This window comes from Klebsiella sp. BIGb0138 (assembly GCF_004342285.1).
Lineage (GTDB): Bacteria > Pseudomonadota > Gammaproteobacteria > Enterobacterales > Enterobacteriaceae > Klebsiella.
The window spans coordinates 179,648-204,416 of sequence record NZ_SMCV01000006.1; the positions used below are offsets into that span (position 1 = coordinate 179,648).

21 protein-coding genes and 1 pseudogene are annotated in these 24,769 nt (G+C 56.2%); 5 read left to right on the forward strand and 17 right to left on the reverse strand.

Annotated features, from left to right (window positions below; all coding sequences use genetic code 11):
* Positions 1 to 63: 63 nt before the first annotated feature.
* Together EDF73_RS15290 and EDF73_RS15295 are read right to left on the reverse strand one after the other, a co-directional pair.
* Positions 64 to 1,014, reverse strand: coding sequence for a 2-hydroxyacid dehydrogenase (locus tag EDF73_RS15290; protein ID WP_132729952.1), 951 nt, complete (start codon positions 1,012 to 1,014; stop codon positions 64 to 66).
* Positions 1,015 to 1,224: 210 nt separating this feature from the next.
* Positions 1,225 to 2,217 (reverse strand): LacI family DNA-binding transcriptional regulator, encoded by a 993-nt coding sequence (locus EDF73_RS15295; RefSeq protein ID WP_132729953.1) that lies wholly within the window; start codon positions 2,215 to 2,217, stop codon positions 1,225 to 1,227.
* 287 nt (positions 2,218 to 2,504) lie between these two features.
* On the opposite strand from EDF73_RS15295, the gene idnO reads away from it, so the two are divergent.
* From idnO to EDF73_RS15310, 3 genes are read left to right on the forward strand one after another with little or no spacing between them, the layout of a single operon-like run.
* Positions 2,505 to 3,269, forward strand: a complete 765-nt coding sequence (gene idnO / locus EDF73_RS15300) for a gluconate 5-dehydrogenase (RefSeq protein ID WP_132729954.1) — start codon at positions 2,505 to 2,507, stop codon at positions 3,267 to 3,269.
* Positions 3,270 to 3,283: 14 nt separating this feature from the next.
* Positions 3,284 to 3,814, forward strand: a complete 531-nt coding sequence (locus EDF73_RS15305; RefSeq protein WP_032698183.1) for a gluconokinase — start codon at positions 3,284 to 3,286, stop codon at positions 3,812 to 3,814.
* Positions 3,811 to 4,278: a YhcH/YjgK/YiaL family protein gene (locus tag EDF73_RS15310; RefSeq protein ID WP_132729955.1), complete on the forward strand. Its 468-nt coding sequence runs from the start codon at positions 3,811 to 3,813 to the stop codon at positions 4,276 to 4,278. The genes EDF73_RS15305 and EDF73_RS15310 overlap by 4 nt, the downstream gene beginning before the upstream one ends.
* Positions 4,279 to 4,329: 51 nt before the next feature.
* Here the strand turns inward: EDF73_RS15310 and EDF73_RS15315 are convergent, their stop codons facing one another.
* The 11 genes and pseudogenes from EDF73_RS15315 to EDF73_RS27690 form a co-directional block, all read right to left on the reverse strand.
* Positions 4,330 to 4,563 carry a YgdI/YgdR family lipoprotein gene (locus EDF73_RS15315; RefSeq protein ID WP_004857757.1) on the reverse strand — a complete coding sequence of 78 codons (234 nt, stop codon included), beginning with the start codon at positions 4,561 to 4,563 and terminating at the stop codon, positions 4,330 to 4,332.
* Between the two features lie 168 nt (positions 4,564 to 4,731).
* On the reverse strand, positions 4,732 to 7,956 hold the full coding sequence (gene carB, locus EDF73_RS15320; protein ID WP_132729956.1) for a carbamoyl-phosphate synthase large subunit: 3,225 nt from the start codon (positions 7,954 to 7,956) through the stop codon (positions 4,732 to 4,734).
* A 16-nt stretch (positions 7,957 to 7,972) separates the two neighbouring features.
* Entirely contained in the window at positions 7,973 to 9,121 is a 1,149-nt protein-coding gene (gene carA / locus EDF73_RS15325) for a glutamine-hydrolyzing carbamoyl-phosphate synthase small subunit (protein WP_132729957.1), read from the reverse strand.
* A 458-nt stretch (positions 9,122 to 9,579) separates the two neighbouring features.
* Entirely contained in the window at positions 9,580 to 10,401 is an 822-nt protein-coding gene (dapB, locus tag EDF73_RS15330; RefSeq protein WP_132729958.1) for a 4-hydroxy-tetrahydrodipicolinate reductase, read from the reverse strand.
* A 358-nt stretch (positions 10,402 to 10,759) separates the two neighbouring features.
* Positions 10,760 to 11,674 (reverse strand): ribonucleoside hydrolase RihC, encoded by a 915-nt coding sequence (gene rihC, locus EDF73_RS15335; protein ID WP_132729959.1) that lies wholly within the window; start codon positions 11,672 to 11,674, stop codon positions 10,760 to 10,762.
* Positions 11,675 to 11,739: 65 nt separating this feature from the next.
* Positions 11,740 to 12,690: a 4-hydroxy-3-methylbut-2-enyl diphosphate reductase gene (gene ispH / locus EDF73_RS15340; RefSeq protein WP_132729960.1), complete on the reverse strand. Its 951-nt coding sequence runs from the start codon at positions 12,688 to 12,690 to the stop codon at positions 11,740 to 11,742.
* A 1-nt stretch (position 12,691) separates the two neighbouring features.
* Positions 12,692 to 13,141, reverse strand: coding sequence for an FKBP-type peptidyl-prolyl cis-trans isomerase (gene fkpB, locus EDF73_RS15345; RefSeq protein ID WP_132729961.1), 450 nt, complete (start codon positions 13,139 to 13,141; stop codon positions 12,692 to 12,694).
* Between the two features lie 115 nt (positions 13,142 to 13,256).
* Positions 13,257 to 13,754, reverse strand: coding sequence for a signal peptidase II (lspA, locus tag EDF73_RS15350; RefSeq protein WP_132729962.1), 498 nt, complete (start codon positions 13,752 to 13,754; stop codon positions 13,257 to 13,259).
* On the reverse strand, positions 13,754 to 16,570 hold the full coding sequence (gene ileS / locus EDF73_RS15355; protein ID WP_132729963.1) for an isoleucine--tRNA ligase: 2,817 nt from the start codon (positions 16,568 to 16,570) through the stop codon (positions 13,754 to 13,756). Before ileS ends, lspA begins: the two co-directional genes overlap by 1 nt.
* 44 nt (positions 16,571 to 16,614) lie before the next feature.
* On the reverse strand, positions 16,615 to 17,553 hold the full coding sequence (gene ribF, locus EDF73_RS15360; RefSeq protein WP_132729964.1) for a bifunctional riboflavin kinase/FAD synthetase: 939 nt from the start codon (positions 17,551 to 17,553) through the stop codon (positions 16,615 to 16,617).
* Positions 17,554 to 17,560: 7 nt separating this feature from the next.
* A pseudogene (locus EDF73_RS27690) lies at positions 17,561 to 17,764 on the reverse strand (DUF2575 domain-containing protein); the annotation flags it as partial.
* Between the two features lie 119 nt (positions 17,765 to 17,883).
* Between EDF73_RS27690 and rpsT the strand changes: the two are divergent.
* Positions 17,884 to 18,147, forward strand: coding sequence for a 30S ribosomal protein S20 (gene rpsT / locus EDF73_RS15370; protein WP_003018940.1), 264 nt, complete (start codon positions 17,884 to 17,886; stop codon positions 18,145 to 18,147).
* 95 nt (positions 18,148 to 18,242) lie between these two features.
* On the opposite strand, the gene nhaR is transcribed toward rpsT, so the two are convergent.
* The 4 genes from nhaR to dnaK form a co-directional block, all read right to left on the reverse strand.
* Entirely contained in the window at positions 18,243 to 19,142 is a 900-nt protein-coding gene (gene nhaR, locus EDF73_RS15375; protein WP_132729965.1) for a transcriptional activator NhaR, read from the reverse strand.
* A 53-nt stretch (positions 19,143 to 19,195) separates the two neighbouring features.
* A complete protein-coding gene (gene nhaA / locus EDF73_RS15380; protein ID WP_132729966.1) occupies positions 19,196 to 20,368 on the reverse strand; it encodes a Na+/H+ antiporter NhaA in 1,173 nt (390 codons plus the stop codon).
* Positions 20,369 to 20,592: 224 nt separating this feature from the next.
* Positions 20,593 to 21,726, reverse strand: coding sequence for a molecular chaperone DnaJ (gene dnaJ / locus EDF73_RS15385; protein WP_132729967.1), 1,134 nt, complete (start codon positions 21,724 to 21,726; stop codon positions 20,593 to 20,595).
* Between the two features lie 87 nt (positions 21,727 to 21,813).
* Positions 21,814 to 23,730 carry a molecular chaperone DnaK gene (gene dnaK, locus EDF73_RS15390; RefSeq protein WP_132729968.1) on the reverse strand — a complete coding sequence of 639 codons (1,917 nt, stop codon included), beginning with the start codon at positions 23,728 to 23,730 and terminating at the stop codon, positions 21,814 to 21,816.
* Positions 23,731 to 24,173: 443 nt separating this feature from the next.
* On the opposite strand from dnaK, the gene satP reads away from it, so the two are divergent.
* Positions 24,174 to 24,740 carry an acetate uptake transporter gene (satP, locus tag EDF73_RS15395; protein ID WP_132729969.1) on the forward strand — a complete coding sequence of 189 codons (567 nt, stop codon included), beginning with the start codon at positions 24,174 to 24,176 and terminating at the stop codon, positions 24,738 to 24,740.
* Positions 24,741 to 24,769 lie beyond the last annotated feature (29 nt).

Below are 24,769 nucleotides of genomic sequence, written 5' to 3' on the forward strand. Positions count from 1 at the left end.
TCTCTATGCAGAGGTTATCGTTGTAATGAAATTCGAGCTGGGTACAGAAATAAGACGCGAAAATTAATTAATAGCGTTCGGCAAAGCGGCGCCGGAGAAATAAGCGGCGACGTTAGCGAAAACGACATCACTCATTTTCTGTCGGGTTTCATGGGTCGCGCTGGCGACATGAGGTTGCAACACCACATTATCGAGCGCAATCAGCTCTGCCGGCACATGAGGCTCATCTTCAAAGACGTCGAGCGCGGCCCCGGCGATAACACCGTTTTGTAACGCCGCGATCAGCGCCTTTTCATCCACCAATGACCCGCGGGCGATATTAATCAGCCACGCGTGTTTCGGCATGACGTTAAAGACCGACGCCTCTATCAGACCGCGGTTCGCTTCGCCGCCGGAGGCGGCAATCACCAGAAAATCACTCTCATGCGCCAGGGTATGCAGATCGGCGCACCACTGATAATCCAGCCCCGGGACCTGTTTACGGTCGGTATAGAGCACCTGCATATCAAAACCGCGGGCGCGGCGGGCAATCGCCTGGCCGATATTCCCCATCCCCAGCAGGCCGATACGTTTGCCGCTCACCTGGGTGGCCAGCGGCATGCCGCCTTTCTCCCAGCGCCCTTCGCGCACAAAGCGATCGCCCTGACACAGGTTGCGGGAACCGGCCAGCAGCAGGCCCATTGCCAGATCGGCCACGTCGTTGGTCAACACGCCGGAAGTGATGGAGACGGCAATCTGCCGGGAACGGGCATACTCTAAATCCACGGCGTCGGTACCCACGCCGAAGATAGCAATCAGCCCGACGTGCGGCAGCAGTTCAAGCACGCTGTTCTGCACCCCAATATCGCCGCGGGTAACGACGGCGGCGATGTTCTCTCCCTGCTCGCGCAGAAAGCCGATCGGATCGTCCTGTTCGTACAGACGCAGCAGCGGGAATTCGGCCGCCAGCTTTTCCTGCAGCGAATCAAGCACGGGAGCCACCAGGAGGACGGCGCGGGTAATAGTACTCTTCATCAGATCACCTGTTTGACGGTTCATTACGACAGTAGCCACTATCAAACGGTTTTTTAGCCGAACGTTTTGCGATCTGCATCACGCTGAATCGTGTTAAAAATAGCTGTTACGGCGTCCGTGATCGGTAAGACAAAACCCGCGGTTGCGCAGGTGGCGCGCGGCGCGACGTTAACGTTTTACTAACAGTACGTCACCGCCGTTCAGAGAGGGCTAGATGGTTTCGCCCATCGACAGACGATAGTGCAAGTCAACTTTTTCTATGGTGGGCAGCCCTTTGATTTTTTTAATTAAAATCTCTGTCGCCACCTTCCCCATTTCAAAGCGCGGGGTCAGGACGCTCGCCAGGCGCGGAGCGATTATCTGGCCGATCTCCAGACCATGAAAACCGGCGATGGCCAGCTCCTGCGGGACCGTGATACCCGTTGCCAGGCACTCCTGTAACACGCCTACCGCCAGATCGTCGTTAGTACACAGAATCCCGTCCATGCTGGCATACATCTGGCGCGCGAGGTTCATCATCCCGGTACCGATCGACACCGACGATACCTTATTCGGCGCAATACGTCCGGTGGCCAGCCCGGCATTCTCCATCGCCTGGCAATAGCCGGCATAGCGCTGTTCGTCGCGCACATCGGACATTGAGCCAAAATAGATAATATGCCGCTTGCCGCTCGCCAGCAGCATATTGGTCATGTCAAACCCGGCCTTGAAGTTGTCGAACCCGACGTTGATCCGCCCCGGATTCTCGGCCAGCCCCATCACTTCGGCCACCGGGATTTTTGCCGCATTCAGGTACTTATCCGCCCGTAGCGTATGGAGAGACTCGGTCAGCAGCAGGCCTTTGACGTGAAAGGCCAGCACGGCGGCAATCTGTTCCTCTTCGCGCTGGCGGTCGTAATCGTAGTTCACCACCAGCGTCTGATAGCCGTGCGCGGCGGTGACCGACTCGATACCGGCCAGCAGGTCGGCAAAGATCTGGTTATGAAAAGAAGGGATCAGCACGCCTATGCGCGGCACGACGACGCTGGTCATCGCCGGATTATCGGGATCGGGCTCATAGCCGATTTCCGCAATCACGCTGGCGATACGTTCCGCCGTTTCCGGTTTCACTTTGTCCGGCGTACGTAAATAGCGGCTGACGGTCATCTTGGTTACGCCAGCCAGCGCTGCAATATCATTGAGCGTAATACGTTGTGCTTTCATCTATCTGCCCGTCAAATACATCCGCTGCATCAGGCCATTATGCCTGCCGCTGAAGAAAAAGAGAATCGAACCCTTTCCCCGTTAACCCCTTGAGACACGGTAATTTCCACCCGACTTCACGTTTAATGTAACCCCTTTTCGTAACACCGTTTTGAGTGATCTCCATCACGGTTTTACCCGGCAAAAATCCGTGAGATAGAGCACAGGTTGTTGCGGTTTGTTGTTGGTTAATCCGCAATGAAAACGCACAGCATCATTTATATTCAGCCGTTAATCAGGATATCAAGATGAAAGATCTTTTCAGCTTACAAGGCAAACGAATTTTAATTACTGGCGCCGGACAAGGTATTGGTTTTGTCATGGCCCAGGGCCTTGCACAATATGGCGCAGAAATTATTATCAACGATATTTCTGCGTCGCGAGCAGATGATGCGGTGATGAAATTACGTGATGAAGGTGCCGTCGCTCATTCCGCGGTATTTAATGTCACCGACGCCGACGCGGTAGAAAACGCGATTAGCAAAATTGAAGAAGAAATTGGCGTCATTGACGTCCTCTTTAATAATGCCGGGATCCAGCGGCGCCACCCGTTTACCGAATTTCCGGTACAGGAATGGAATGATGTTATTTCCGTCAATCAGACCGCTGTCTTTCTTGTCTCCCAGGCCGTGGCCAAACGCATGGTCAGCCGCCAGCGCGGAAAAATCGTCAATATTTGCTCCATGCAGAGCGAACTGGGGCGCGACACGATTACGCCTTACGCCGCCGCCAAAGGCGCGGTAAAAATGCTGACCCGCGGGATGTGTGTCGAACTGGCGCGCTATAACATTCAGGTTAACGGTATCGCCCCGGGCTACTTTAAGACCGCCATGACCCAGGCGCTGGTGGACGATCGCGCCTTTACCGACTGGCTATGCAAACGTACTCCCGCCGCCCGCTGGGGCGACCCACAGGAGCTGGTTGGCGCGGCGGTGTTTCTGTCATCCAAAGCCTCCGATTTCGTTAATGGTCACCTGTTATTCGTCGACGGCGGCATGCTGGTTGCCGTCTGATTAAGGAGCGCAAGATGGCAGGACAATGCATTATTTTGATGGGCGTCTCAGGCACCGGCAAAACCACCGTCGGGCAGGCGCTGGCCCAGGCGCTTGGCGCGAAGTTCATCGATGGCGACGATCTGCATCCACGGCAGAATATTGTCAAAATGGCCGCCAGCCAGCCGCTCGATGATGACGATCGCCGGCCCTGGCTGGAGCGGATTGCCGACGTGATTTTCAGCCTGGAGCAAAAGAATGAATCCGGCGTGCTGGTCTGCTCGGCGCTGAAAAAACGCTATCGCGACCGTCTGCGTGAAGGCAGCGACAACCTGCGTTTTCTGTGGCTGACCGGCGACTATGAGTGCATTCTGCAGCGGATGCAGCAGCGTAAAGGCCACTTTATGCCGGAAGCGCTGCTGCGCAGCCAGTTTGCCGCCCTGGAAACGCCGGACGCCAGCGAGCGCGATATCATCGCCGTTGATATCGCCCCCGACGTAGCGACTATCGTCGCGCAATCCATCACCTTACTTGACCCTCACCCACTACAGGGAGTTCCGGCATGATTATCGATACCCTCAACGCTGGCGCAAAAAACGCGTTCTATCCGCCGGTGATCCGCAAAGCTTTACAGGCCGTCGCCCAGCAGGATCCGCACTCCCTACCGCCGGGAAAATATACCGTCGATGGAGACAATCTGTTTTTCACCGTGGTCGAAGGCCAGACGCGGCCACTGGCGGAACAACGCCCGGAGTACCATCGTCAGTATATTGATATTCATATTGTCCTGGCAGGGGTGGAGATTATCGGCGCCGGCAATAAAGGCCTGGCGATCGTCCCGGACGGCCCGTTTAAAGAGGCGCACGATATTGGCTTTTGTGAAAAGATCGGCAGCGAAACGCTGATTCATCTGCATCCGGAAGAGCTGGCGATTCTGTTCCCGGGCGAACTGCACCGGCCGATGGGCGCCATGGATGCCGGCGCGCCGCTGCGCAAGATCATCGTAAAGATCGACCACGCCCTGCTTTAGCGATGGCGTAATACCGGCCCCGCGCAGTGTCATGCGGGGCCATGGATACCCTTAGTTATCCAGCTCATCCATTGACTTGACCTGATCGCGATTGATCTGCTCGGTACGACCGGTTTCAGCATTTTTATAAGACACCATGCCGGTATCGTCATCCACCTGCGGTTTACCATCCGTCACGATCGTCTTACCATCCGTGGTCTTCAGCGACTGGTTTGATGAACAGCCCGCCACAAATAACATTGCCGTCGCCGCCAGCGCGGATGCCATCAGAATTTTGTTCCGCATTGTATCCTCCTGTCTTTCCGTCAATTGATATCGTTATGATGCTAACTCTAGTTAGCCCCAGCGGGCGGTCAGTTAAAAGCAGAACTCTCCGAAGATGCCCACAATAAAAAAAGGCTGACGATCGCGCGTCAGCCTTTTTGTTGCCTTACTCGCCGTTAGCGAAGCGGCTTACTTCTTAATCTGGGCGTGCATTTCCTGGACCGAGGTCACTTTCTCGATAGCGTTGGCGTTCAGCGCCATCGCCGTCGCGAAACCGCCGTTCAGGGTGGTGTCGTAATGCACTTTGTACTGCAGGGCGCTGCGACGAATCAGCTTGGAGTCCTCAATCGCCTGACGACCTTCGGTGGTGTTGATGATGTAGGTGTACTCGCCATTCTTGATACGGTCCTGAATGTGCGGACGACCTTCATGCACCTTGTTCACCAGACGCGGGTTAATACCGGCTTCACCCAGCACAATCGCAGTGCCGTGGGTCGCATCCAGCTCGAAACCGAACTTCAGCAGCTTCGCCGCCAGGTCCACCACGCGCTCTTTGTCGCCTTCGCGTACTGAGAGCAGCGCGCGCCCCTGCTTTTTCATCGTGGAGCTACTGCCCAGCTGCGCCTTGGCGAAAGCTTCCGCGAAGGTACGACCTACGCCCATCACTTCCCCGGTAGAGCGCATTTCCGGCCCTAACAGCGGGTCCACGCCCGGGAATTTATTGAACGGCAGCACCACTTCTTTCACCGAGTAGTACGGCGGGATAATCTCTTTGGTCACGCCCTGCTGGGCCAGCGTCTGGCCAGCCATCACGCGCGCCGCGACTTTAGCCAGCGGGATACCGGTGGCTTTCGAGACGAACGGGACGGTACGCGCCGCACGCGGGTTCACTTCAATCAGATACACTTCGTTGTTCTTCACCGCGAACTGAACGTTCATCAGGCCGCGGACCTGCAGTTCGAAGGCCAGCTTCTGTACCTGCTCGCGCATCACATCCTGAATTTCCTGGCTCAGGGTGTAGGCGGGCAGAGAACACGCGGAGTCGCCGGAGTGTACGCCCGCCTGCTCGATGTGCTCCATAATGCCGCCAATCAGCACCATTTCGCCGTCGCAGATCGCGTCAACGTCGACTTCTACCGCATCGTCAAGGAAGCGGTCCAGCAGCACCGGCGCATCGTTAGAGACGCTGACCGCAGTCTGGAAGTAGCGACGCAGATCGGCTTCATCGTAGACGATTTCCATCGCCCGGCCGCCGAGAACGTAGGATGGACGAACCACCAGCGGGTAGCCAATCTCTTTCGCCTTTTCAACGGCCATCTCAATCGCGGTGACCGTGGCGTTCGCCGGCTGTTTCAGCTTCAGACGGTCAACCGCCTGCTGGAAACGTTCACGGTCTTCCGCGCGGTCAATCGCATCCGGGCTGGTGCCGATAACCGGTACGCCGGCCGCTTCCAGCGCGCGCGCCAGTTTCAGCGGGGTCTGACCGCCGTACTGGACGATGACGCCCTTCGGCTTCTCGATGCGCACGATTTCCAGCACGTCTTCGAGGGTGACCGGCTCGAAGTATAGACGGTCGGAGGTGTCGTAGTCGGTAGAGACGGTTTCCGGGTTACAGTTGACCATAATGGTCTCGTAACCATCTTCGCGCAGCGCCAGCGAAGCGTGTACGCAGCAGTAGTCGAATTCGATACCCTGGCCGATACGGTTCGGACCGCCGCCGAGGACCATAATCTTATCGCGGTCGACGGACGGATTGGCTTCACACTCGTCTTCATAGGTGGAGTACATATAGGCGGTATCGGTAGCGAATTCCGCCGCGCAGGTATCCACGCGCTTGTAGACCGGGTGCAGGTTGTACTGGTCACGCAACTTGCGGATTTCGCCTTCACGAACGCCCGCCAGCCTGGCCAGACGCGCGTCGGCAAAGCCTTTGCGCTTCAGCTGACGCAGGAAGTCAGGGGTGAGACCGGTGATGCCGAGGTCAGCCACTTTCTCTTCCAGACGGACCAGCTCTTCAATTTGCACCAGGAACCAGCGGTCAATGTTGGTCAGGTTGAAAACGCCATCTACGGAGAGACCCGCGCGGAAAGCGTCGGCGATGTACCAGATACGCTCGGCGCCGGCGTCTTTCAGTTCGCGACGAATTTTGGTCAGCGCTTCCGGATCGTCCAGGCTAACTTTCGGGTCAAAGCCGGTGGCGCCCACTTCCAGACCGCGCAGCGCTTTCTGCAGAGATTCCTGCTGAGTGCGGCCAATTGCCATCACTTCGCCAACGGATTTCATCTGGGTGGTCAGACGGTCGTTGCTGCCGACGAATTTTTCAAAGTTAAAGCGCGGAATCTTGGTCACGACGTAGTCGATGGACGGTTCGAACGAAGCCGGGGTACGACCGCCGGTGATGTCGTTCATCAGCTCATCCAGGGTGTAACCCACCGCCAGTTTCGCCGCCACTTTGGCAATCGGGAAGCCGGTGGCTTTCGATGCCAGCGCCGAGGAGCGTGATACGCGCGGGTTCATTTCGATAACAATCAGGCGACCGTCTTTCGGGTTTACCGAGAACTGAACGTTAGACCCCCCGGTTTCCACGCCAATTTCGCGCAGCACCGCCATCGAAGCGTTACGCATCACCTGGTATTCTTTATCGGTCAGGGTTTGCGCCGGCGCCACGGTAATCGAGTCACCGGTGTGGATGCCCATGGCATCGAAGTTTTCGATGGAGCAAACAATGATGCAGTTGTCGTTCTTATCGCGCACCACTTCCATTTCATACTCTTTCCAGCCGATCAGCGATTCATCAATCAGCAGCTCGTTGGTCGGAGAGAGATCCAGGCCGCGGGTACAAATTTCTTCGAACTCTTCGCGGTTATAAGCGATACCGCCGCCGGTGCCGCCCATGGTGAACGACGGACGGATGATGCACGGGTAGCCCACGTCAGCGGCAACCGCCAGCGCTTCTTCCATGGTGTGCGCTATCCCGGAACGCGCGGTGTCGAGACCGATTTTCTTCATCGCCACGTCGAAGCGACGGCGGTCTTCCGCTTTATCAATCGCATCGGCGGTGGCGCCGATCATGGTGACGCCGAATTCAGCCAGCACCCCCTGACGCTCCAGCTCTAGCGCGCAGTTCAGCGCGGTCTGGCCGCCCATGGTCGGCAGAACGGCATCCGGGCGCTCTTTTTCGATGATTTTACGCACCACTTCCCAGTGGATCGGCTCAATATAGGTTGCATCGGCCATCTCCGGGTCGGTCATGATGGTGGCCGGGTTCGAGTTCACCAGAATGACGCGGTAACCTTCTTCACGCAGGGCCTTACAGGCCTGTGCGCCAGAGTAGTCAAATTCACAAGCCTGGCCGATAACGATCGGGCCAGCGCCAAGAATCAGGATGCTTTTTATATCTGTACGTTTTGGCATGGCTTTTTTCTCCTGATTATTTCGCGGACTGGCGGTACTGCTCAATTAACTCAATGAAATGGTCGAACAACGGCGCGGCATCGTGCGGACCAGGGCTCGCTTCCGGGTGCCCCTGGAAGCTGAACGCCGGTTTGTCGGTACGGTGGATCCCCTGCAGCGTACCGTCGAACAGCGACTTGTGGGTCACCCGCAGGTTAGCCGGCATCGACGCTTCGTCGACGGCAAAACCGTGGTTCTGCGCGGTAATCATGACCACATTATTATCGATGTCTTTAACCGGGTGGTTACCGCCGTGGTGGCCGAACTTCATCTTAACGGTCTTCGCTCCGCTCGCCAGCGCCAGCAGCTGGTGGCCGAGGCAGATGCCAAACACCGGAATATCGGTGGCGAGGAATTTCTCAATTGCCGCAATCGCGTAGTCGCATGGTGCCGGGTCGCCAGGTCCGTTGGACAGGAAGATCCCGTCCGGGTTCATCTTCAGCACCTCTTCGGCGGAGGTTTGCGCCGGTACGACCGTCAGACGACAGCCGCGGTCCACCAGCATACGCAGAATGTTGCGCTTGGCGCCGAAATCGTAGGCCACGACGTGGAACGGCAGCTCGCTTTCCGCTTTCGCTTCTGGCAGGTCGCCCGCCAGCGTCCAGCTGCCTTGCGTCCAGCTGTAGGTCTCTGAAGTGGTGACTTCTTTCGCCAGGTCCATGCCATTCAGGCCCGGGAACGCTTTGGCTTTTTCCAGCGCCAGCTGCGCATCCAGGTTGTCACCCACGATGATGCAGCCGTTCTGGGCGCCTTTTTCACGCAGCAAACGGGTCAGCTTACGGGTATCGATATCGGCAATCGCCACGATGTTATGGCGCTTCAGGTAGGAAGAGAGGTCTTCGGTATTGCGGAAGTTGCTGGCAATCAGCGGCAGATCGCGAATAACCAGACCCTGAGCATGTACCTGAGAAGATTCTTCATCGGCGGCGTTGGTGCCGACATTACCGATATGAGGATAAGTAAGAGTGACGATTTGGCGGGAATAGGAAGGATCAGTGAGGATTTCTTGATAACCGGTCATTGAAGTATTGAAAACGACTTCCCCAACCGCCGTGCCCGTTGCCCCGATGGCCCGACCGTGAAACTGGGTTCCGTCTTCCAGAACCAATAGCGCTGACTTAATCAAAACACCCTCCAGAGAATATTCACTCACTTTATTTGCATATTAATGCATACGTGTAGCATGAATCAATGCAAATTTGCTTACCTATGGATTTCTGGCAAACGGCGGCATTCTGGAGAGATGTCGGCTAAAAGTCAACTTAAAGCCGATATTTTTTATCTTCTTTTGCGTCACTGGCCCTTTCACACTGCTTTAGCAGGTAAAAAGATCAACAAACTAGCCTGAGAAAACGCTTGCGGACCAGGAAGATTGCAAAATGAAGGGCATGGAAGCAAAAAAGTAGACCAGATGGTCAAAATTTACAATAACACCACAAAAAAAGAAGAGATAAGGCAAACTTATAGAGAACTAAGATAAAAACAGGAGTTAAATGGCAAAAAATAAAAAGGGCAATAAGACATTGCCCTTTGCAATCAATTACATATTGAATGCAATAACCACATCACGATGGGTAATAAAACTTATAAACTGTTGAGTTCAAGGACATCACGCATATCAAAGAGCCCCGATTTCTTGTTCTTTAACCATAATGCAGAACGAACCGCACCATTGGCAAAAGTCATCCGGCTGGAGGCTTTGTGGCTGATCTCAATACGCTCGCCGATATCAGCAAACATCGCCGTATGTTCGCCGACGATATCTCCGGCGCGCACGGTAGCAAAACCAATGGTCCCCGGTACGCGTTCGCCGGTATGCCCTTCCCGGCTATATACCGCGCAATCCTTCAGATCTTTGTTCAGTGCGCCGGCGATCGCTTCACCCATCGCCAGCGCAGTGCCCGACGGGGCGTCGACTTTATGACGATGGTGCGCTTCGATAATTTCAATATCAGTGTAGTCGCCCATCACCTTCGCCGCTTTTTCCAGCAGCTTTAACAGGACGTTGACGCCGACGCTGAAATTGGCGGCAAAAACGATGGCAATATCCTGCGCTGCATCGCGAATGGCCTGTTTTCCCGCCTCATCAAAGCCGGTAGTGCCAATCACCATGCCTTTACCGTGTTCGCGACAGAACGCAAGGTGGTTCAGCGTGCCTTCCGGACGGGTAAAATCGATCAGCACGTCAAAATCATCTTTCACTGCTGTCAGGCTGCTTTGCACCGCCACGCCGACATTACCGGCGCCGGCCAGTTCCCCGGCGTCGCTGCCGAGCAGGGAGGAACCTTCGCGCTCCAGCGCGGCGCCCAGCGCCACGCCTTCCATCTGCTGTACCGCCTGAATTAACTGGCGTCCCATCCGGCCGCCCGCGCCCGCGATGGCCACGCGGATTTGTGCATCATGCATAGCTATTCTCTTTTGTTAACTTCACGTGAATTGTTTTCAGAGTAACCAGCCCATCGATGAGCCGCTACTCAAAAACGCCGATAATTAGAAATTTATGACAAACGGCGCTCGATATCAGTAAAAACTATAAGCTGGCATCAAAGTCAGGTCTTTCTCGCGGGTACCGGGCCGGGCTTATCCCCGGCGAAAGCCGCAGGATCGCCGGTGCCGGTCACAGTTGTCTCTCTCTACCTTACGCAGCCCCCTCAAATGAGAGATGTCGCGCAGATCTTGCGCCTGCCAGCCGGACTGCTCGCCCGCCAGAATGCGGGCCATGAGCGATTACCTGAGCGAGAAAATTTATCACCGCCGATCGCGGTTATGGCGCCAGGGCCAGCACTTCCGCCACCCAGCGCTGAAAACCGGCGACGTCCAGATCCAGCGCCACCCGGGCATTCGCCGGTTGCCCCAGCCGCCCTTCGATATCGACGACGGTGGTGCCGGACGTCCAGCGGCCTTGCGTTTCCACCGCCACAAAGCACGGCTTGAGGGTAAATAGCTCAGGGCGCACCAGCCACGCAATGGCGCACAGATCGTGCATCCGCAGCCCGCTGCTCATGCTGCCGCTACGATAGTGGCTGAACAGGGCGTGCAGCATTTTCCCGGTGTTGTTCAACGTCGGAAGCGTGGCCAGATACTCTGGTGCCAGCACCGCCTGATGAGTGACGTCGAGGCCGCACATCACAATCTCCAGGCCGCTCCGGAAGACCTTCGCCGCCGCTTCCGGATCGATGGCAATATTAAACTCCGCATTTGGCGTAAAGTTACCGCGGCCGGCAGAACCGCCCATGATCACCAGCCGGCGTATGTTAAAGCGGCACTCCGGGTACTGCGTCAGCAGCAGCGCGATGTTGGTCAACGGACCAATCGCCACCAGGGTGATCGGCTCCGGCGCATGCATCAGCGTATCGCGAATAGCCTGAAAGGCCGGTTTCTGCAGCGGCTGGCCGTCGTGTTCGACGAAATCATACCCCGCCATCCCGGATTCGCCGTGGACGGAGGCCGCATCGCGCAGCGGGCGCAGCAGAGGCATTGAAGCCCCCTGAGCCAGCGGCACCTTAGCCTGCCAGAAGTGCAGCAGTTGCAGCGCGTTGCGGGTGGTTTTTTCCACCGACACGTTGCCCGCCACCGTGGTCATCAATTGCAGATCCAGCTCAGGGGCGAACAGCGCCGCGGCGATCGCCGCCGCATCGTCAATGCCGGGATCGGTATCAAGAATGATCGGTAAGCGCATAGTTTCTCCAAAAAAAATGCCAGACGTTAAGTCTGGCATCTTCGCACATCAGGGCAGGAAAGAACTTACTCTACTTCACGGACATCAACCCGCAGCTCTTTCGGTACCTCGAAAACGATATTCTCTTCGCGGCCTTCCAGCGGCACGGCTTCTCCGCCGCCGAGCGCCTGCAGACGCGCAATCACGTTCTGCACCAGGATATCCGGGGCCGAGGCGCCGGCGGTTACGCCCACGCATTGCGCCTCTTTGACCCACGTCTCCTGGATATCGGTCGCATCGTCAATCAGATAGGCCGCTTTGCCCATCCGCTGCGCCAGCTCCGCCAGCCGGTTAGAGTTGGACGAGTTTTTCGACCCCACCACCAGCACCACATCGGCCTGTTCCGCTAGCGCGCGCACCGCTTCCTGACGGTTGGTGGTGGCATAACAGATATCATCTTTACGCGGGCCGACAATTTTCGGGAAACGCTCACGCAGCGCATCGATCACGTCAGAGGTATCGTCGACGGAGAGCGTGGTCTGGGTCATAAACGACAGCCGGGCATCGTCTTTCACTTCCAGCGTCCAGACGTCATCAGGCGATTCAACCAGGTACATCCCCCCTGCCGGGTTGCTGTACTGGCCCATCGTCCCTTCGACTTCCGGGTGGCCGGCATGACCGATCAGAATCGACTCTTCGCCACGGCGGCTGGCGCGGGCGACTTCCATGTGCACCTTGGTCACCAGCGGACAGGTGGCGTCAAAGACCGTCAGATCGCGGCTTTTCGCTTCGTTACGTACCGCCTGCGAAACGCCGTGCGCGGAGAAAATCAGGATCGCGCCGTCCGGCACTTCGCTAATCTGTTCGATAAAAATGGCGCCGCGTTTACGCAGGCTATCGACCACATAGCGGTTATGCACCACTTCATGACGCACATAAATCGGCGCGCCGTAAAGCGTCAGCGCGTTTTCGACAATGCTGATAGCGCGGTCAACGCCGGCGCAAAAGCCGCGCGGGTTAGCCAACAGGATCTGCATTTCACTCCTCCAGCGCCGGATCGACTTCCAGCACTTCAATATCAAAATGGACGGTGCGCCCGGCAAGCGGGTGGTTGAAATCAACGGTGATCGAATCGCCGTTCACTTCACGAATCACGCCAGGCATTTCGCTGCCATCCATTGCGGTAAAGAGCATAATCGCGCCGATTTCCGGCTCGCCCGCATCGATAAATTCGCGACGGGAGAAATACTGGATAAGATCCGGGCTTGGCACGCCAAACGCGGCATCAGGCTCCAGCGAAAAGGTGGTTTTATCCCCGGCTTTCAGCCCCAGCAGATGCTGCTCCAGGCCTTCGGAAAGCGATGCATCGCCAAGACGAAACAGGGCCGGCTTACCGTTGTTGCGCGTAGACTCCGCGGTGGAGCCATCATCAAGTTTCAACGTGAAGTGCACCAGCACCGCGCTGTTGCTCTGTACAGAGTTAGACATGCAGGTTTGCTCTAAGTTTTAATCTGTATGTTACCCCACCGATGCCCGCTAAAAGGCGCCGGCAGGGCAAATTTATCATGTAGGCCGGGTCAACGCGAACGTCGCCCGGCAAGGATCAGGCGGTTTTTCTGGCCGCGCCAGGTAAAAAGCCTTCCAGCACAATCAGCGCCGCGCCGATGCAAATCGCGGTATCGGCAAGGTTGAAGGTGGCGAAATGCCAGTCGCCGACGTAGAAATCAATCATATCGACGACAAAACCGTGCCATAGCCGGTCGAACAAATTGCCCAACGCGCCGCCAATGATCAGCGCGTAGGCAATGTTGTTCAGCTTTTGCGTGGCCTTCGAACGGTACATCAAGACCGCCAGAATCACGCAGATACCGATGGCGATTCCCGCAAAGAACCAGCGCTGCCAGCCGCCGCTATCCGCGAGGAAGCTAAAAGCGGCGCCGTAGTTGCGCGCATAATGCAGATTAAGCGACGGGAACAGCGATACCGTATCCCCCAGAGCGAAGTTCTGGATGATCAGGAATTTGCTGCCCAGATCGATAATCAGAACCGCTACGACGACCCAAAGCCAGCGTAGCCCCGTTGAACAGACAGATTTACTCATCAGGCAAACTTACGTTGTTCGCCGTCGCCGGCGACGTTGCTGACACAGCGACCGCAGATTTCCGCGTGTTCCGCCACCTTGCCGACATCGCTGGTGTAGTGCCAGCAGCGTGGGCATTTCTCACCTTCGGCTTTGCTCAGCACGACTTTCAGACCTTTCAGCAGTTCACTCTGCCAGGCATCAGCCGGAGCCTGGCTATCATCGGCAACCGTCGCCCCGGAGGTCAACAGGACAAATCGCAATTCGCTCCCCAGCGCGTTCAGCTTCGCCGCCAGATCGGCATCGGCATACAGCGTCACCGCCGCTTCCAGAGAGCCGCCCACCAGCTTGTCAGCACGCGCCTGCTCGATGACCTTGTTGACTTCACCGCGCACCTGCAGCAGATCGTCCCAGAAGTCGTCGTTCATCGCTTCGTCGTCGGCCAGGCCGAACAGACCTTCATACCACTCGCCGGTAAAGACGTATTTCTCACGGGAACCCGGCAGGTAGCCCCAGATTTCGTCTGCGGTGAAGGACATGATCGGCGCCATCCAGCGAACCAGCGCTTCGACGATATGGAACAGCGCGGTCTGACAGCTACGACGCGCCACGCTGTCCGCTTTCGCGGTGTACTGGCGGTCTTTGATGATGTCGAGATAGAACGAGCCCATTTCGATGGAGCAGAAACGCATCAGACGCTGCACCACTTCGTGGAAATCGTAGGATTCGTAGGCTTTCAGGATATCTTCCTGCGCCGCTTTCGCGCAGCCTACCGCCCAGCGATCGAGCACCACCATCTCTTCCGGTTTCACCATGTCTGTCAGCGGATCGAAACCGTTGAGGTTCGCCAGCAGGAAGCGCGCGGTGTTACGGATACGACGATAGCTGTCGGCGGCACGTTTGAGGATCTCGTCTGAGACCGCCATTTCGCCGGTATAGTCGGTAGAGGCCACCCACAGACGCAGAATATCCGCGCCCAGTTTGTTCATCACATCCTGCGGGGAGACGGTGTTGCCGATGGATTTGGACATCTTGCGTCCCTGACCATCAACGGTAAAGCCGTGGGTCAGTACCTGGCGGTACGGCGCTTTGCCCTTCATCGCCGTGGAGATCATCAGCGAGGACATGAACCAGCCGCGGTGCTGGTCGGAACCTTCCAGATACATATCGGCAGCGTGACCCGAGAATTCCGGACGCACGTCGACCACGGAAGAGTGGGTAGACCCGGAGTCGAACCATACGTCCAGGGTATCCGGCACCTTCTCGTAGCTATCGGCATCGGCGCCAAGAATTTCGCTTGCGTCCAGATCCCACCATGCCTGAATCCCGTCGACTTCGACGCGTTTAGCGACTTCTTCCATCAGCTCCAGCGTGCGCGGATGCAGTTCCTGCGTCTCTTTGTGTACGAACAGCGACATCGGCACGCCCCAGGTACGCTGACGGGAGATACACCAGTCCGGACGGTTGGCCACCATCGACTCGATACGCGCCTGACCCCAGTCCGGGATCCACTGCACGCCTTTGATCTCTTTCAGCGACTGCGCACGCAGGCCCTGCTGATCCATACTCACGAACCACTGCGGGGTGGCGCGGAAGATGATCGGCGACTTGTGGCGCCAGCAGCACGGATAGCTGTGCTGCATTTTTTCCACGTGCAGCAGCGCGCCGCTGCCACGCAGCATCTCAACGATAATGTCGTTGGCTTTAAAGACGTTGATGCCGTCCAGCGCCGGATAAGTTCCTGGCAGATAGGAGCCGTCCGGCCCCACCGGGTTAGCAATTTCCAGCGCATATTTCTGGCTGATGGTGTAGTCATCCGGACCGTGGCCGCCGGCGGTATGGACCGCGCCGGTACCCGCATCCAGCGTAACGTGATCGCCAAGGATCGCCGGAACGTCAAAGTCGAGGAACGGATGCTTAAAGCGCATCAGCTCCAGCGCGGCACCTTGCACCACCGCCAGGATGGTGTAATCCGCGATACCCACGCGTTTCATGACGCTTTCAACCAGGTCTTTCGCCACAATCAGCGCCTGGCCGTCAACCTGCACCAGCGCGTAGTCAAATTCCGCAGACAGCGAAATGGCGCGGTTGGCCGGCAGCGTCCACGGCGTGGTGGTCCAGATAACCAGCGAGATCGGGCCGCTGACATCGGCAACGCCGAATTTCGCTTCTACCGCCGCTTTATCGACCGCGTGGAACGCCACATCGATAGAAGGCGAGGTTTTGTCGTAGTACTCAACTTCCGCTTCCGCCAGCGCGGAACGGCAGTCCACGCACCAGTGCACCGGCTTCGCCCCCTTATGCAGGTGGCCGTTGCCGATGATTTTACCCAGCGCGCGGATGATATTGGCTTCGGTTTTGAAGTCCATGGTCAGGTACGGATGCGACCAGTCGCCCAGCACGCCGAGGCGGATAAAGTCTTTACGCTGCCCGTCGACCTGCGTCGCCGCGTATTCACGGCATTTGGCGCGGAATTCCGCCGCGGTGAATTTTTCCCCCGGTTTGCCGTACTCCTGCTCCACTTTCAGCTCGATCGGCAGACCGTGGCAGTCCCAACCCGGCACGTAAGGCGAATCATAGCCCGCCAGCCCTTTGGACTTAACGATAATGTCTTTCAGAATCTTGTTAACCGAGTGACCAATATGAATGCTGCCATTCGCATAAGGAGGGCCATCATGCAGAATGAAGGTTTTTTTGCCTTTTTTCGCTGCACGGATGATGCCGTACAGGTCATCATCGGTCCAACGCGCCAGCATTCCCGGTTCGCGTTTGGCGAGGTCGCCACGCATCGGGAACCCTGTTTCCGGCAAATTCAGGGTCGATTTATAGTCACTCATCAGATTCTCGGTTCCGTATTTCGGTTTGATTAACACCAACAGGCTTATGCCTGGCTGGTCAGCCCAAAGAACTCGCGGGCCGTTAACTCATCTCGTGCAATTTGCGCCTTCAGCTCATCGAGCGACGCAAATCGCTGTTCGTTACGTATTTTTTTACGCAGTATTACATCTATATGGCGACCATAGAGGTCCATTACAACGTCCAGCAGATGCACTTCCAGCTGTTGCCGCACGCCAGCGACCGTTGGGCGGGTGCCAATATTGGCGACGCCCACTAACGGTGTGTCGCCCAGTCCGCGCACTTCAACCGCATAGACCCCTTTCACCGGGGAAACCTGACGACGTAGCGGTAAGTTCGCCGTCGGGAAACCGATGGTGCGCCCCAGCTCATCGCCGTGGACCACCCGCCCGGAAATGGCAAAGGGATGACCCAGCAGAGTTTCCGCCAGCGCAAGGTCGTCGTCCGCCAGCGCCTGGCGCACCGCCGTGCTGCTGATACGCACGCCGCCTTCACAGAAGGTTTGGGTACTGGTGACGTCAAAACCGTATTCCGCACCCGCTTTCTGTAATAACAAGAAATCCCCCTGGCGACCAGCGCCAAAGCGGAAATCATCGCCGACGGCGAGGAACTGCACGCCTAACCGGCGCACCAGCAGTTCGCTGATAAAGTCCTGCGCGGTCAAGGCGGCGAAGCGTCGGTCAAAACGCACGCACAGCACATAGTCGACGCCGCTTTCAGCCAGATAGCCCAGCTTTTCCCGCAGACGCGTCAAACGTGCTGGCGCCTTATCGGCGGCAAACAGCTCCAGCGGCTGTGGTTCGAAAATCATCACCACCACCGGTAGACCACGCTGGCGGCCTTCTGCGCGCAAACGCTGCAGCAGCGCCTGATGCCCGCGATGCACACCGTCAAAATTTCCAATGGTCAGCACGCACCCGTGCGGCGCCTGACTGAGATTATGTATGCCGCGTATCAGCTTCATGTCTGGCTCAAAACAGTGAAAATCGTCCGAGTATACCTTGTACAACTGACGACGTTAACCAGCGATTGCACCTCTTCAGCGAAAGATCCCGGGAATTCATCCACTCAGCGCGGGAATACGTGAAAAACTCCCCGCCCCCTTCGATTTTTATGGTGGAAAGGCTGTATTCGCCTGCAACAAGCTGGTAGAATCTTGCGCCATCACTACGTAATAAAGCGTTGTTGTTTTAAGCGGCGCTTATTTGCACAAATCCATTGACAAAAGAAGGCTAAACGGGCATATTCCTCGGCCTTTGAATTGTCCATATAGAACACATTTGGGAGTTGGACCTTGGCTAATATCAAATCAGCTAAGAAGCGCGCCGTTCAGTCTGAAAAGGCCCGCAAGCACAACGCTAGCCGTCGCTCTATGATGCGTACTTTCATCAAGAAAGTATACGCAGCTATCGAAGCTGGCGACAAAGCTACTGCACTGAAAGCATTTAACGAAATGCAACCGATCGTGGACCGTCAGGCTGCTAAAGGTCTGATCCACAAAAACAAAGCTGCGCGTCATAAAGCAAACCTGACCGCTCAGATCAACAAACTGGCTTAATCGCCTGCTTGTTATCGCTTTGTAGAAAAACCCGCGAAAGCGGGTTTTTTTATGCCTGTCATTTACGCCAGAAGCGCCGCAGGCGCAAGGTGTCGTTACGATACGGGCGAGGTAAAGAGCGCTGAATAGTCGCGATTGCAGATACGCTGCACCGCCGGATGCTGAATCATCCTTTCAGCAAAGATGGCGTGGTACTCCTCCATCACATTATCCATCCGCCCAATCTCAATAATTGACTCATCATGATAGAAATCATGGGCGTAAAGCGTTGGGGCGACAAAAATCGCATTGTGCGCCGCGCCGAATGCCTTCATCAGAGCCGCATCGTCAAACTCACCGAGAATTTCGACCTTCAGTCCCTGCGAATTGAACCAGTTGAGTAACTTGCGCCCCAGCATCGAACGGCGCCCGGGGATCAGTAAACGGCGCTCCTCCAGACAAGCGGGAAACGGTTTTTCCGGCGGCGGATTCATACACCAGAAACTCACGCTGCACTCCCCGATACGCACCGAAAACAGCCCTTCCTGCTGCGTGGAGTCAATCGGGCAGTCAGAGATAATCATATCCAGCTTGTGCTGGCTGAGCTGCTCCAGCAGCATTTCGTGGGTCGACTCAAAACAGCGCAGGTGAATCTGTTCATTATCGACCACCGCCGCATCCAGCACCCCGCTCACCAGCCGTTTCGACAGCGCATCGGCGACGCCAACGTCAAACAGCAGGTTGGACTCTTTGCGGTAGTTCACAATATCGAGCATCTCCTGGCTCAGCGTGAACATACGGTCAGCGTAGCGAAATACCAGCTCCCCCAGCTCGCTCGGCTCCAGCCCCCTGCCCTTACGCTTAAACAGCTTCCCCTGCAGGCGCTCTTCAAGCGCTTTGATTTGCCCGGTGATGGTCTGCGGGGTCAGGAACAATGCCTCCGCAGCGCCAACAACGGAGCCTTCCTTATAAACGTGCCAGAAGTAGTACAAATGGTTGTAATTAATATGCGACATATTTCTCTCCCTGATAATGCCAGGGAGAGCCTCTGTAGGCTCTCCCGTGAAGGTTAAACGGCGGCGGGACCTGCTATCCGCCTACGAAGAATCATATAACCGGTAACCGCCGACAGGACAGAACCTATCAGGATCCCCAGCTTCGCCCAGTTGATTAATCCGGGGTCCACGCTACCGAAGGCCAGACTGGCGATAAAAATCGACATGGTGAAGCCAATTCCGCACAGAATGCCGACGGCCATAATCTGCTGGCAGGTAGTGCCCTCCGGCAGTGAAGCCCACCTGAGCTTCAGCGCCAGCCAGCAGAACAGACTGATACCTAGCGGCTTACCAATAAACAGCCCGGCAATGATGCCCAGCGGTAGCAGCGACGTCAGCCCTTCAAGCGTCACGCCTTGCAGCGACACGCCGGCGTTGGCGAAGGCGAAAAGCGGTAAAATCAGATAAGCCACCCACGGATGCAGGACATGCTCAAGCTGCCTGGCCGGAGATTTACCGGCGCGTTCCTTCAGCGGGATCATGAAGCCAACGATGACCCCGGCTAAAGTCGCGTGAACGCCGGATTTCAACACCGCGGTCCACAGCACGGCCCCCACCAGGAGGTAAATACCGCTCCGCCGGACGCCGCACAGATTCAGCGCCGCCAGCACGACGATCGCCCCTGCCGCAACGGCCAGCGACAGCATCGACAGATCGTGGGTATAGAACAGGGCAATAATGACGATCGCCCCCAGGTCATCAATAATGGCCAACGCCATCAGGAAAATTTTCAGCGCGGTGGGCACGCGGCTCCCCAACAGGGCCAGAACGCCCAGTGCAAAGGCGATATCGGTCGCCGCCGGAATCGCCCACCCTTCCCGGGTAATCGGATCCTGAGCGTTAAACGCCAGGTAAATCAACGCCGGAACCACCATCCCGCCGAAGGCGGCGACCACCGGGAAAACCGCCTGACGACGGCTGGCTAGCGCGCCCTGAATCATCTCACGCTTCACCTCCAGACCAATCAACAGAAAGAAGACCGCCATCAGCGCATCGTTAATCCACAGCAGCATGTTCTTATTGATTTCCAACGCGCCCACACGCAGCTGAACGGGCGTTTGCAGAAAAGAGTGGTACAGAGCGCTGGTCGCGCCGGTATTAGCCAATAGCATCGCCAGCGCAGCCGCGCAAATAAGGATAATCCCTCCTGAAGCATCGCTACTAAAAAAACGCTGCAGATGTTTCACGTTTACTCTCTCTATAAGGCTAATTCATCGATGAAACTATTTTAGTCGCCATAACACTTCGAAAAAATAAGTTTATTATTGCGTTATAGATCGGCTTTTACGATATGAAACCAGACTTAGCAACAAGCACCCCGGCGGGGAGATACAGAGATCATTAACAGATAGTGGGCTATAAACAAAAAAGCCACTTTAACAATAAAGTGGCTTTTTAAACTCGCTGTGGATTAGCGGGTCAAATCGTCGAAGAACTTCTTCACGCCGTCAAAGAAACTTTTGGAGCGCGGGCTGTTTTTCTCCCCCGTCGGGCCGCCAAAACTTTCCTGCAGATCCTTGAGCAGCTGTTTCTGTTTGTCATTCAGCCCGACCGGCGTTTCAACCACCACGCGACACAGCAGATCGCCCTGCGCACCGCCGCGCACCGACTTCACGCCTTTACCACGCATGCGGAACAGCTTGCCGGTCTGCGTTTCGCCTGGTACTTTCAGGTTCACGCGGCCATCCAGCGTCGGAACTTCAATCTCACCGCCGAGTGCGGCCATGGTGAAGTTAATCGGCACTTCGCAGTACAGGTTATTGCCCTCACGCTCAAAAATGGCGTGCTGCTTAACCTGGACCTGAACGTACAGGTCGCCCGCCGGAGCGCCGTGCTCACCCGCTTCACCTTCGCCTGAGAGACGAATACGATCGCCGGTATCGACGCCCGCCGGGATTTTAACCGACAGGGTTTTGGTTTTCTCAACCCGACCGTGGCCGTGGCATTTGTTGCACGGATCTTTAATCAGCGTCCCGCGTCCCTGGCAATGAGGACAGGTTTGCTGAACGGCAAAGAAGCCCTGGCGCATCTGTACCTGACCGGCGCCGTGACAGGTTGGACAGGTTTGCGGCTTGCTGCCGGCTTTCGCGCCGCTGCCGTGACAGACATCACACTCTTCCAGCGTCGGAATACGAATCTCTTTCGTCACGCCGCGAACGGCTTCTTCCAGCGTCAGTTCCATGTTGTAACGCAGGTCAGCGCCACGCGCTGCGCGTTGACGGCCGCGACCGCCGCCGAAGATATCGCCGAAAACATCGCCAAAGATATCGCTGAAATCTGCGCCGCCGCCAAAACCGCCGCCGCCGCCCATGCCGCCTTGTTCAAAGGCCGCATGGCCGTACTGATCGTAGGCCGCACGCTTCTGGTCATCAGTCAGGACTTCATACGCTTCTTTAATTTCTTTAAATCTGGCTTCGGCTTCTTTATCGCCCTGGTTACGGTCCGGGTGATATTTCATGGCCAGGCGCTTGTAGGCCTTTTTGATTTCACGCTCATCCGCTGTTTTGGAAACGCCCAAAATCTCGTAATAATCTTGCTTTGCCATTGGTGTTTTTCAGCCCCTTAACATGCGTGCACGGGCGGAGAGGAAACCTCTTCGCCCGTGCCAGTGTTTTACCCGTTCAAAGGGCGATTATTTTTTGTCTTTCACTTCTTCGAACTCTGCGTCAACGACATCGTCGTCCTTCGCATTGCCTTCGGAAGCTTCAGCGCCGCCAGCCTGCTGCTGAGCGTGCTGCTGCTGAGCAATTTCCATCAGCTTCTGCGAAGCCTGCGCCAGCGCCTGCATTTTCGCTTCAATATCGGCTTTATCTTCACCTTTCAGCGAGGTTTCCAGCGCGGTCAGCGCAGACTCGATCGCCGTTTTGTCGTCAGCCGGCAGTTTGTCGCCTGCTTCTTCAACCTGCTTACGGGTGCTGTGCAGCAGATGGTCACCCTGGTTGCGGGTCTGAACCAGCTCTTCGAACTTACGGTCAGATTCAGCATTCGCTTCCGCATCGCGAACCATTTTGGCAATCTCTTCTTCGTTCAGGCCAGAAGACGCTTTAATGGTAATTTTCTGCTCTTTACCGCTGTTTTTGTCCTTCGCCGACACGTGCAGGATCCCATCAGCATCGATGTCGAAGGTGACTTCGATCTGCGGCATGCCGCGCGGTGCCGGGTTAATCCCATCCAGGTTGAACTGACCCAGTGATTTGTTATCGGAGGCGCGTTTACGCTCACCCTGAATCACATGGATGGTTACCGCAGACTGGTTGTCTTCTGCAGTAGAGAACACCTGGCTGTGCTTGGTCGGGATGGTGGTATTTTTGTTGATCAGCGCAGTCATGACGCCGCCCATGGTTTCGATACCCAGCGACAGCGGGGTAACGTCCAGCAGCAGAACGTCTTTCACTTCACCGGTCAGTACGCCGCCCTGAACCGCAGCGCCGATAGCGACCGCTTCATCCGGGTTAACGTCTTTACGCGGCTCTTTACCGAAGAACTCAGCCACTTTCTTCTGCACCATCGGCATACGAGTCTGACCACCGACCAGGATAACGTCCTGGATATCGGACACGGACAGGCCAGCATCCTGCAGAGCAACTTTCAGCGGCTCGATGGAGCGGTTAACCAGATCTTCAACCAGGCTCTCCAGTTTCGCACGCGTCACTTTGATGTTCATGTGTTTCGGACCGGTGGCGTCTGCAGTGATGTACGGCAGGTTCACGTCGGTCTGCTGAGCGGAAGAAAGCTCAATTTTCGCTTTTTCAGCCGCTTCTTTCAGACGCTGCATGGCCAGCGGATCGTTACGCAGGTCAATGCCCTGATCTTTCTTAAACTCGTCAACGAGGTAGTTGATCATGCGGCTATCGAAGTCTTCACCACCCAGGTGGGTATCACCGTTGGTTGCCAGAACTTCGAAGGTTTTTTCGCCGTCAACTTCGTCGATTTCGATAATAGAGATATCGAAGGTACCACCACCAAGGTCGTAAACCGCGATAGTACGGTTGCCGACTTCTTTATCCAGACCGTAAGCCAGCGCAGCGGCGGTCGGTTCGTTGATGATACGTTTGACTTCCAGACCTGCGATACGGCCGGCGTCTTTAGTTGCCTGACGCTGAGCATCGTTAAAGTAGGCCGGTACGGTGATAACCGCTTCAGTTACCGGTTCACCCAGGTAATCTTCTGCCGTTTTCTTCATTTTCTTCAGCACTTCGGCAGAGATCTGCGGCGGTGCCATTTTCTGACCTTTCACATCAAGCCATGCGTCGCCGTTGTCGGCGCCGATGATTTTGTACGGCATGATGGATACGTCACGCTGAACTTCTTCGTCCTGGAAGCGGCGACCAATCAGGCGTTTAATCGCAAACAGAGTATTTTGCGGGTTTGTCACTGCCTGACGTTTAGCCGGCTGACCAACCAGAGTTTCACCATCCTGGGTATAAGCAATGATAGAAGGCGTGGTGCGATCGCCTTCGGCGTTCTCCAGCACACGTGCAGTAGTGCCATCCATAATCGCTACACAAGAGTTGGTAGTACCCAGGTCGATACCAATAATTTTACCCATCTAAACGTCTCCACTAAAAATTCGATCAACATGTGGTTGTAAACCTGTAATAAGGGCGAAACCTTTGGTTTCAACTGCCCCGACATCATTTTTTTCAGGTTCATTCACTGCGGTTGACTACAAGATGGGGTCGCCCACCGCTTCATCAAGGGGGGAGGCAAAAAAATTTTTATCTTTATATTGCCGCCGACGGGACGGGGGCGGGAATATCCACGCCAGGAGCGGGCAGGAAAGCGGCGTTCATTGTTCAGCATCATGCCACCCGACGCCCCGCTCCTCTGCCCGTCGATCAACCATGAGCGGCATTACGCGTTCGCTGCGTAAATTGGCGAAAAATACCCCGCCAGATCATAGACAGTTATCCGGGGCCTCATTATTATGCCGCGCCCCGCCACCGTATGGCGGGGTAATGCTTCCCTTTCTAATCATTATTCTGAGGAATTATGGGCAACACTAAGTTGGCTAATCCGGCACCGCTGGGCCTTATGGGCTTCGGCATGACCACTGTTCTGCTTAACCTGGCGAATAGCGGCCTGTTCGCGTTTGATGTAGCTATCCTGGCGATGGGCATTTTTTACGGCGGCATTGCGCAGATTTTCGCCGGCCTGCTGGAATTTAAAAAAGGCAACACCTTTGGTTTAACCGCTTTTACCTCCTACGGCGCCTTCTGGCTGACGTTGGTCGCGATTCTTCTGATGCCGAAAATGGGCCTGGCAGAAGCGCCAAATGCGCACTTCCTGGGCATGTATCTCGGACTATGGGGAGTCTTCACGCTGTTTATGTTCTTCGGCACCCTGAAAGCCGCACGGGTGCTGCAATTCGTCTTCCTGAGCCTGACCGTCCTGTTTGCGCTGCTGGCAATCGGTCATCTGGCGGATAACGAAGGTATCGTCAAAATTGCGGGCTACCTTGGCCTGGTGTGCGGCGGTAGCGCCATTTACCTGGCGATGGCTGAAGTCCTGAACGAGCAGTTTGGCCGTACGGTGCTGCCAATCGGCGCGCCACTGTGATAAACACCCCCTCGCCCCGACGGAGCGAG

Excerpts from the sequence above, each read along its gene's own strand:
- EDF73_RS15290 (WP_132729952.1), bottom strand. The coding sequence starts at position 1,014 with ATGAAGAGTACTATTACCCGCGCCGTCCTCCTGGTGGCTCCCGTGCTT.
- EDF73_RS15295 (WP_132729953.1), bottom strand. The coding sequence starts at position 2,217 with ATGAAAGCACAACGTATTACGCTCAATGATATTGCAGCGCTGGCTGGC.
- idnO (WP_132729954.1), top strand. The coding sequence starts at position 2,505 with ATGAAAGATCTTTTCAGCTTACAAGGCAAACGAATTTTAATTACTGGC.
- EDF73_RS15305 (WP_032698183.1), top strand. The coding sequence starts at position 3,284 with ATGGCAGGACAATGCATTATTTTGATGGGCGTCTCAGGCACCGGCAAA.
- EDF73_RS15310 (WP_132729955.1), top strand. The coding sequence starts at position 3,811 with ATGATTATCGATACCCTCAACGCTGGCGCAAAAAACGCGTTCTATCCG.
- EDF73_RS15315 (WP_004857757.1), bottom strand. The coding sequence starts at position 4,563 with ATGCGGAACAAAATTCTGATGGCATCCGCGCTGGCGGCGACGGCAATG.
- carB (WP_132729956.1), bottom strand. The coding sequence starts at position 7,956 with ATGCCAAAACGTACAGATATAAAAAGCATCCTGATTCTTGGCGCTGGC.
- dapB (WP_132729958.1), bottom strand. The coding sequence starts at position 10,401 with ATGCATGATGCACAAATCCGCGTGGCCATCGCGGGCGCGGGCGGCCGG.
- rihC (WP_132729959.1), bottom strand. The coding sequence starts at position 11,674 with ATGCGCTTACCGATCATTCTTGATACCGATCCCGGCATTGACGATGCG.
- ispH (WP_132729960.1), bottom strand. The coding sequence starts at position 12,690 with ATGCAGATCCTGTTGGCTAACCCGCGCGGCTTTTGCGCCGGCGTTGAC.
- fkpB (WP_132729961.1), bottom strand. The coding sequence starts at position 13,141 with ATGTCTAACTCTGTACAGAGCAACAGCGCGGTGCTGGTGCACTTCACG.
- lspA (WP_132729962.1), bottom strand. The coding sequence starts at position 13,754 with ATGAGTAAATCTGTCTGTTCAACGGGGCTACGCTGGCTTTGGGTCGTC.
- ileS (WP_132729963.1), bottom strand. The coding sequence starts at position 16,570 with ATGAGTGACTATAAATCGACCCTGAATTTGCCGGAAACAGGGTTCCCG.
- ribF (WP_132729964.1), bottom strand. The coding sequence starts at position 17,553 with ATGAAGCTGATACGCGGCATACATAATCTCAGTCAGGCGCCGCACGGG.
- nhaR (WP_132729965.1), bottom strand. The coding sequence starts at position 19,142 with ATGTCGCATATTAATTACAACCATTTGTACTACTTCTGGCACGTTTAT.
- dnaJ (WP_132729967.1), bottom strand. The coding sequence starts at position 21,726 with ATGGCAAAGCAAGATTATTACGAGATTTTGGGCGTTTCCAAAACAGCG.
- dnaK (WP_132729968.1), bottom strand. The coding sequence starts at position 23,730 with ATGGGTAAAATTATTGGTATCGACCTGGGTACTACCAACTCTTGTGTA.
- satP (WP_132729969.1), top strand. The coding sequence starts at position 24,174 with ATGGGCAACACTAAGTTGGCTAATCCGGCACCGCTGGGCCTTATGGGC.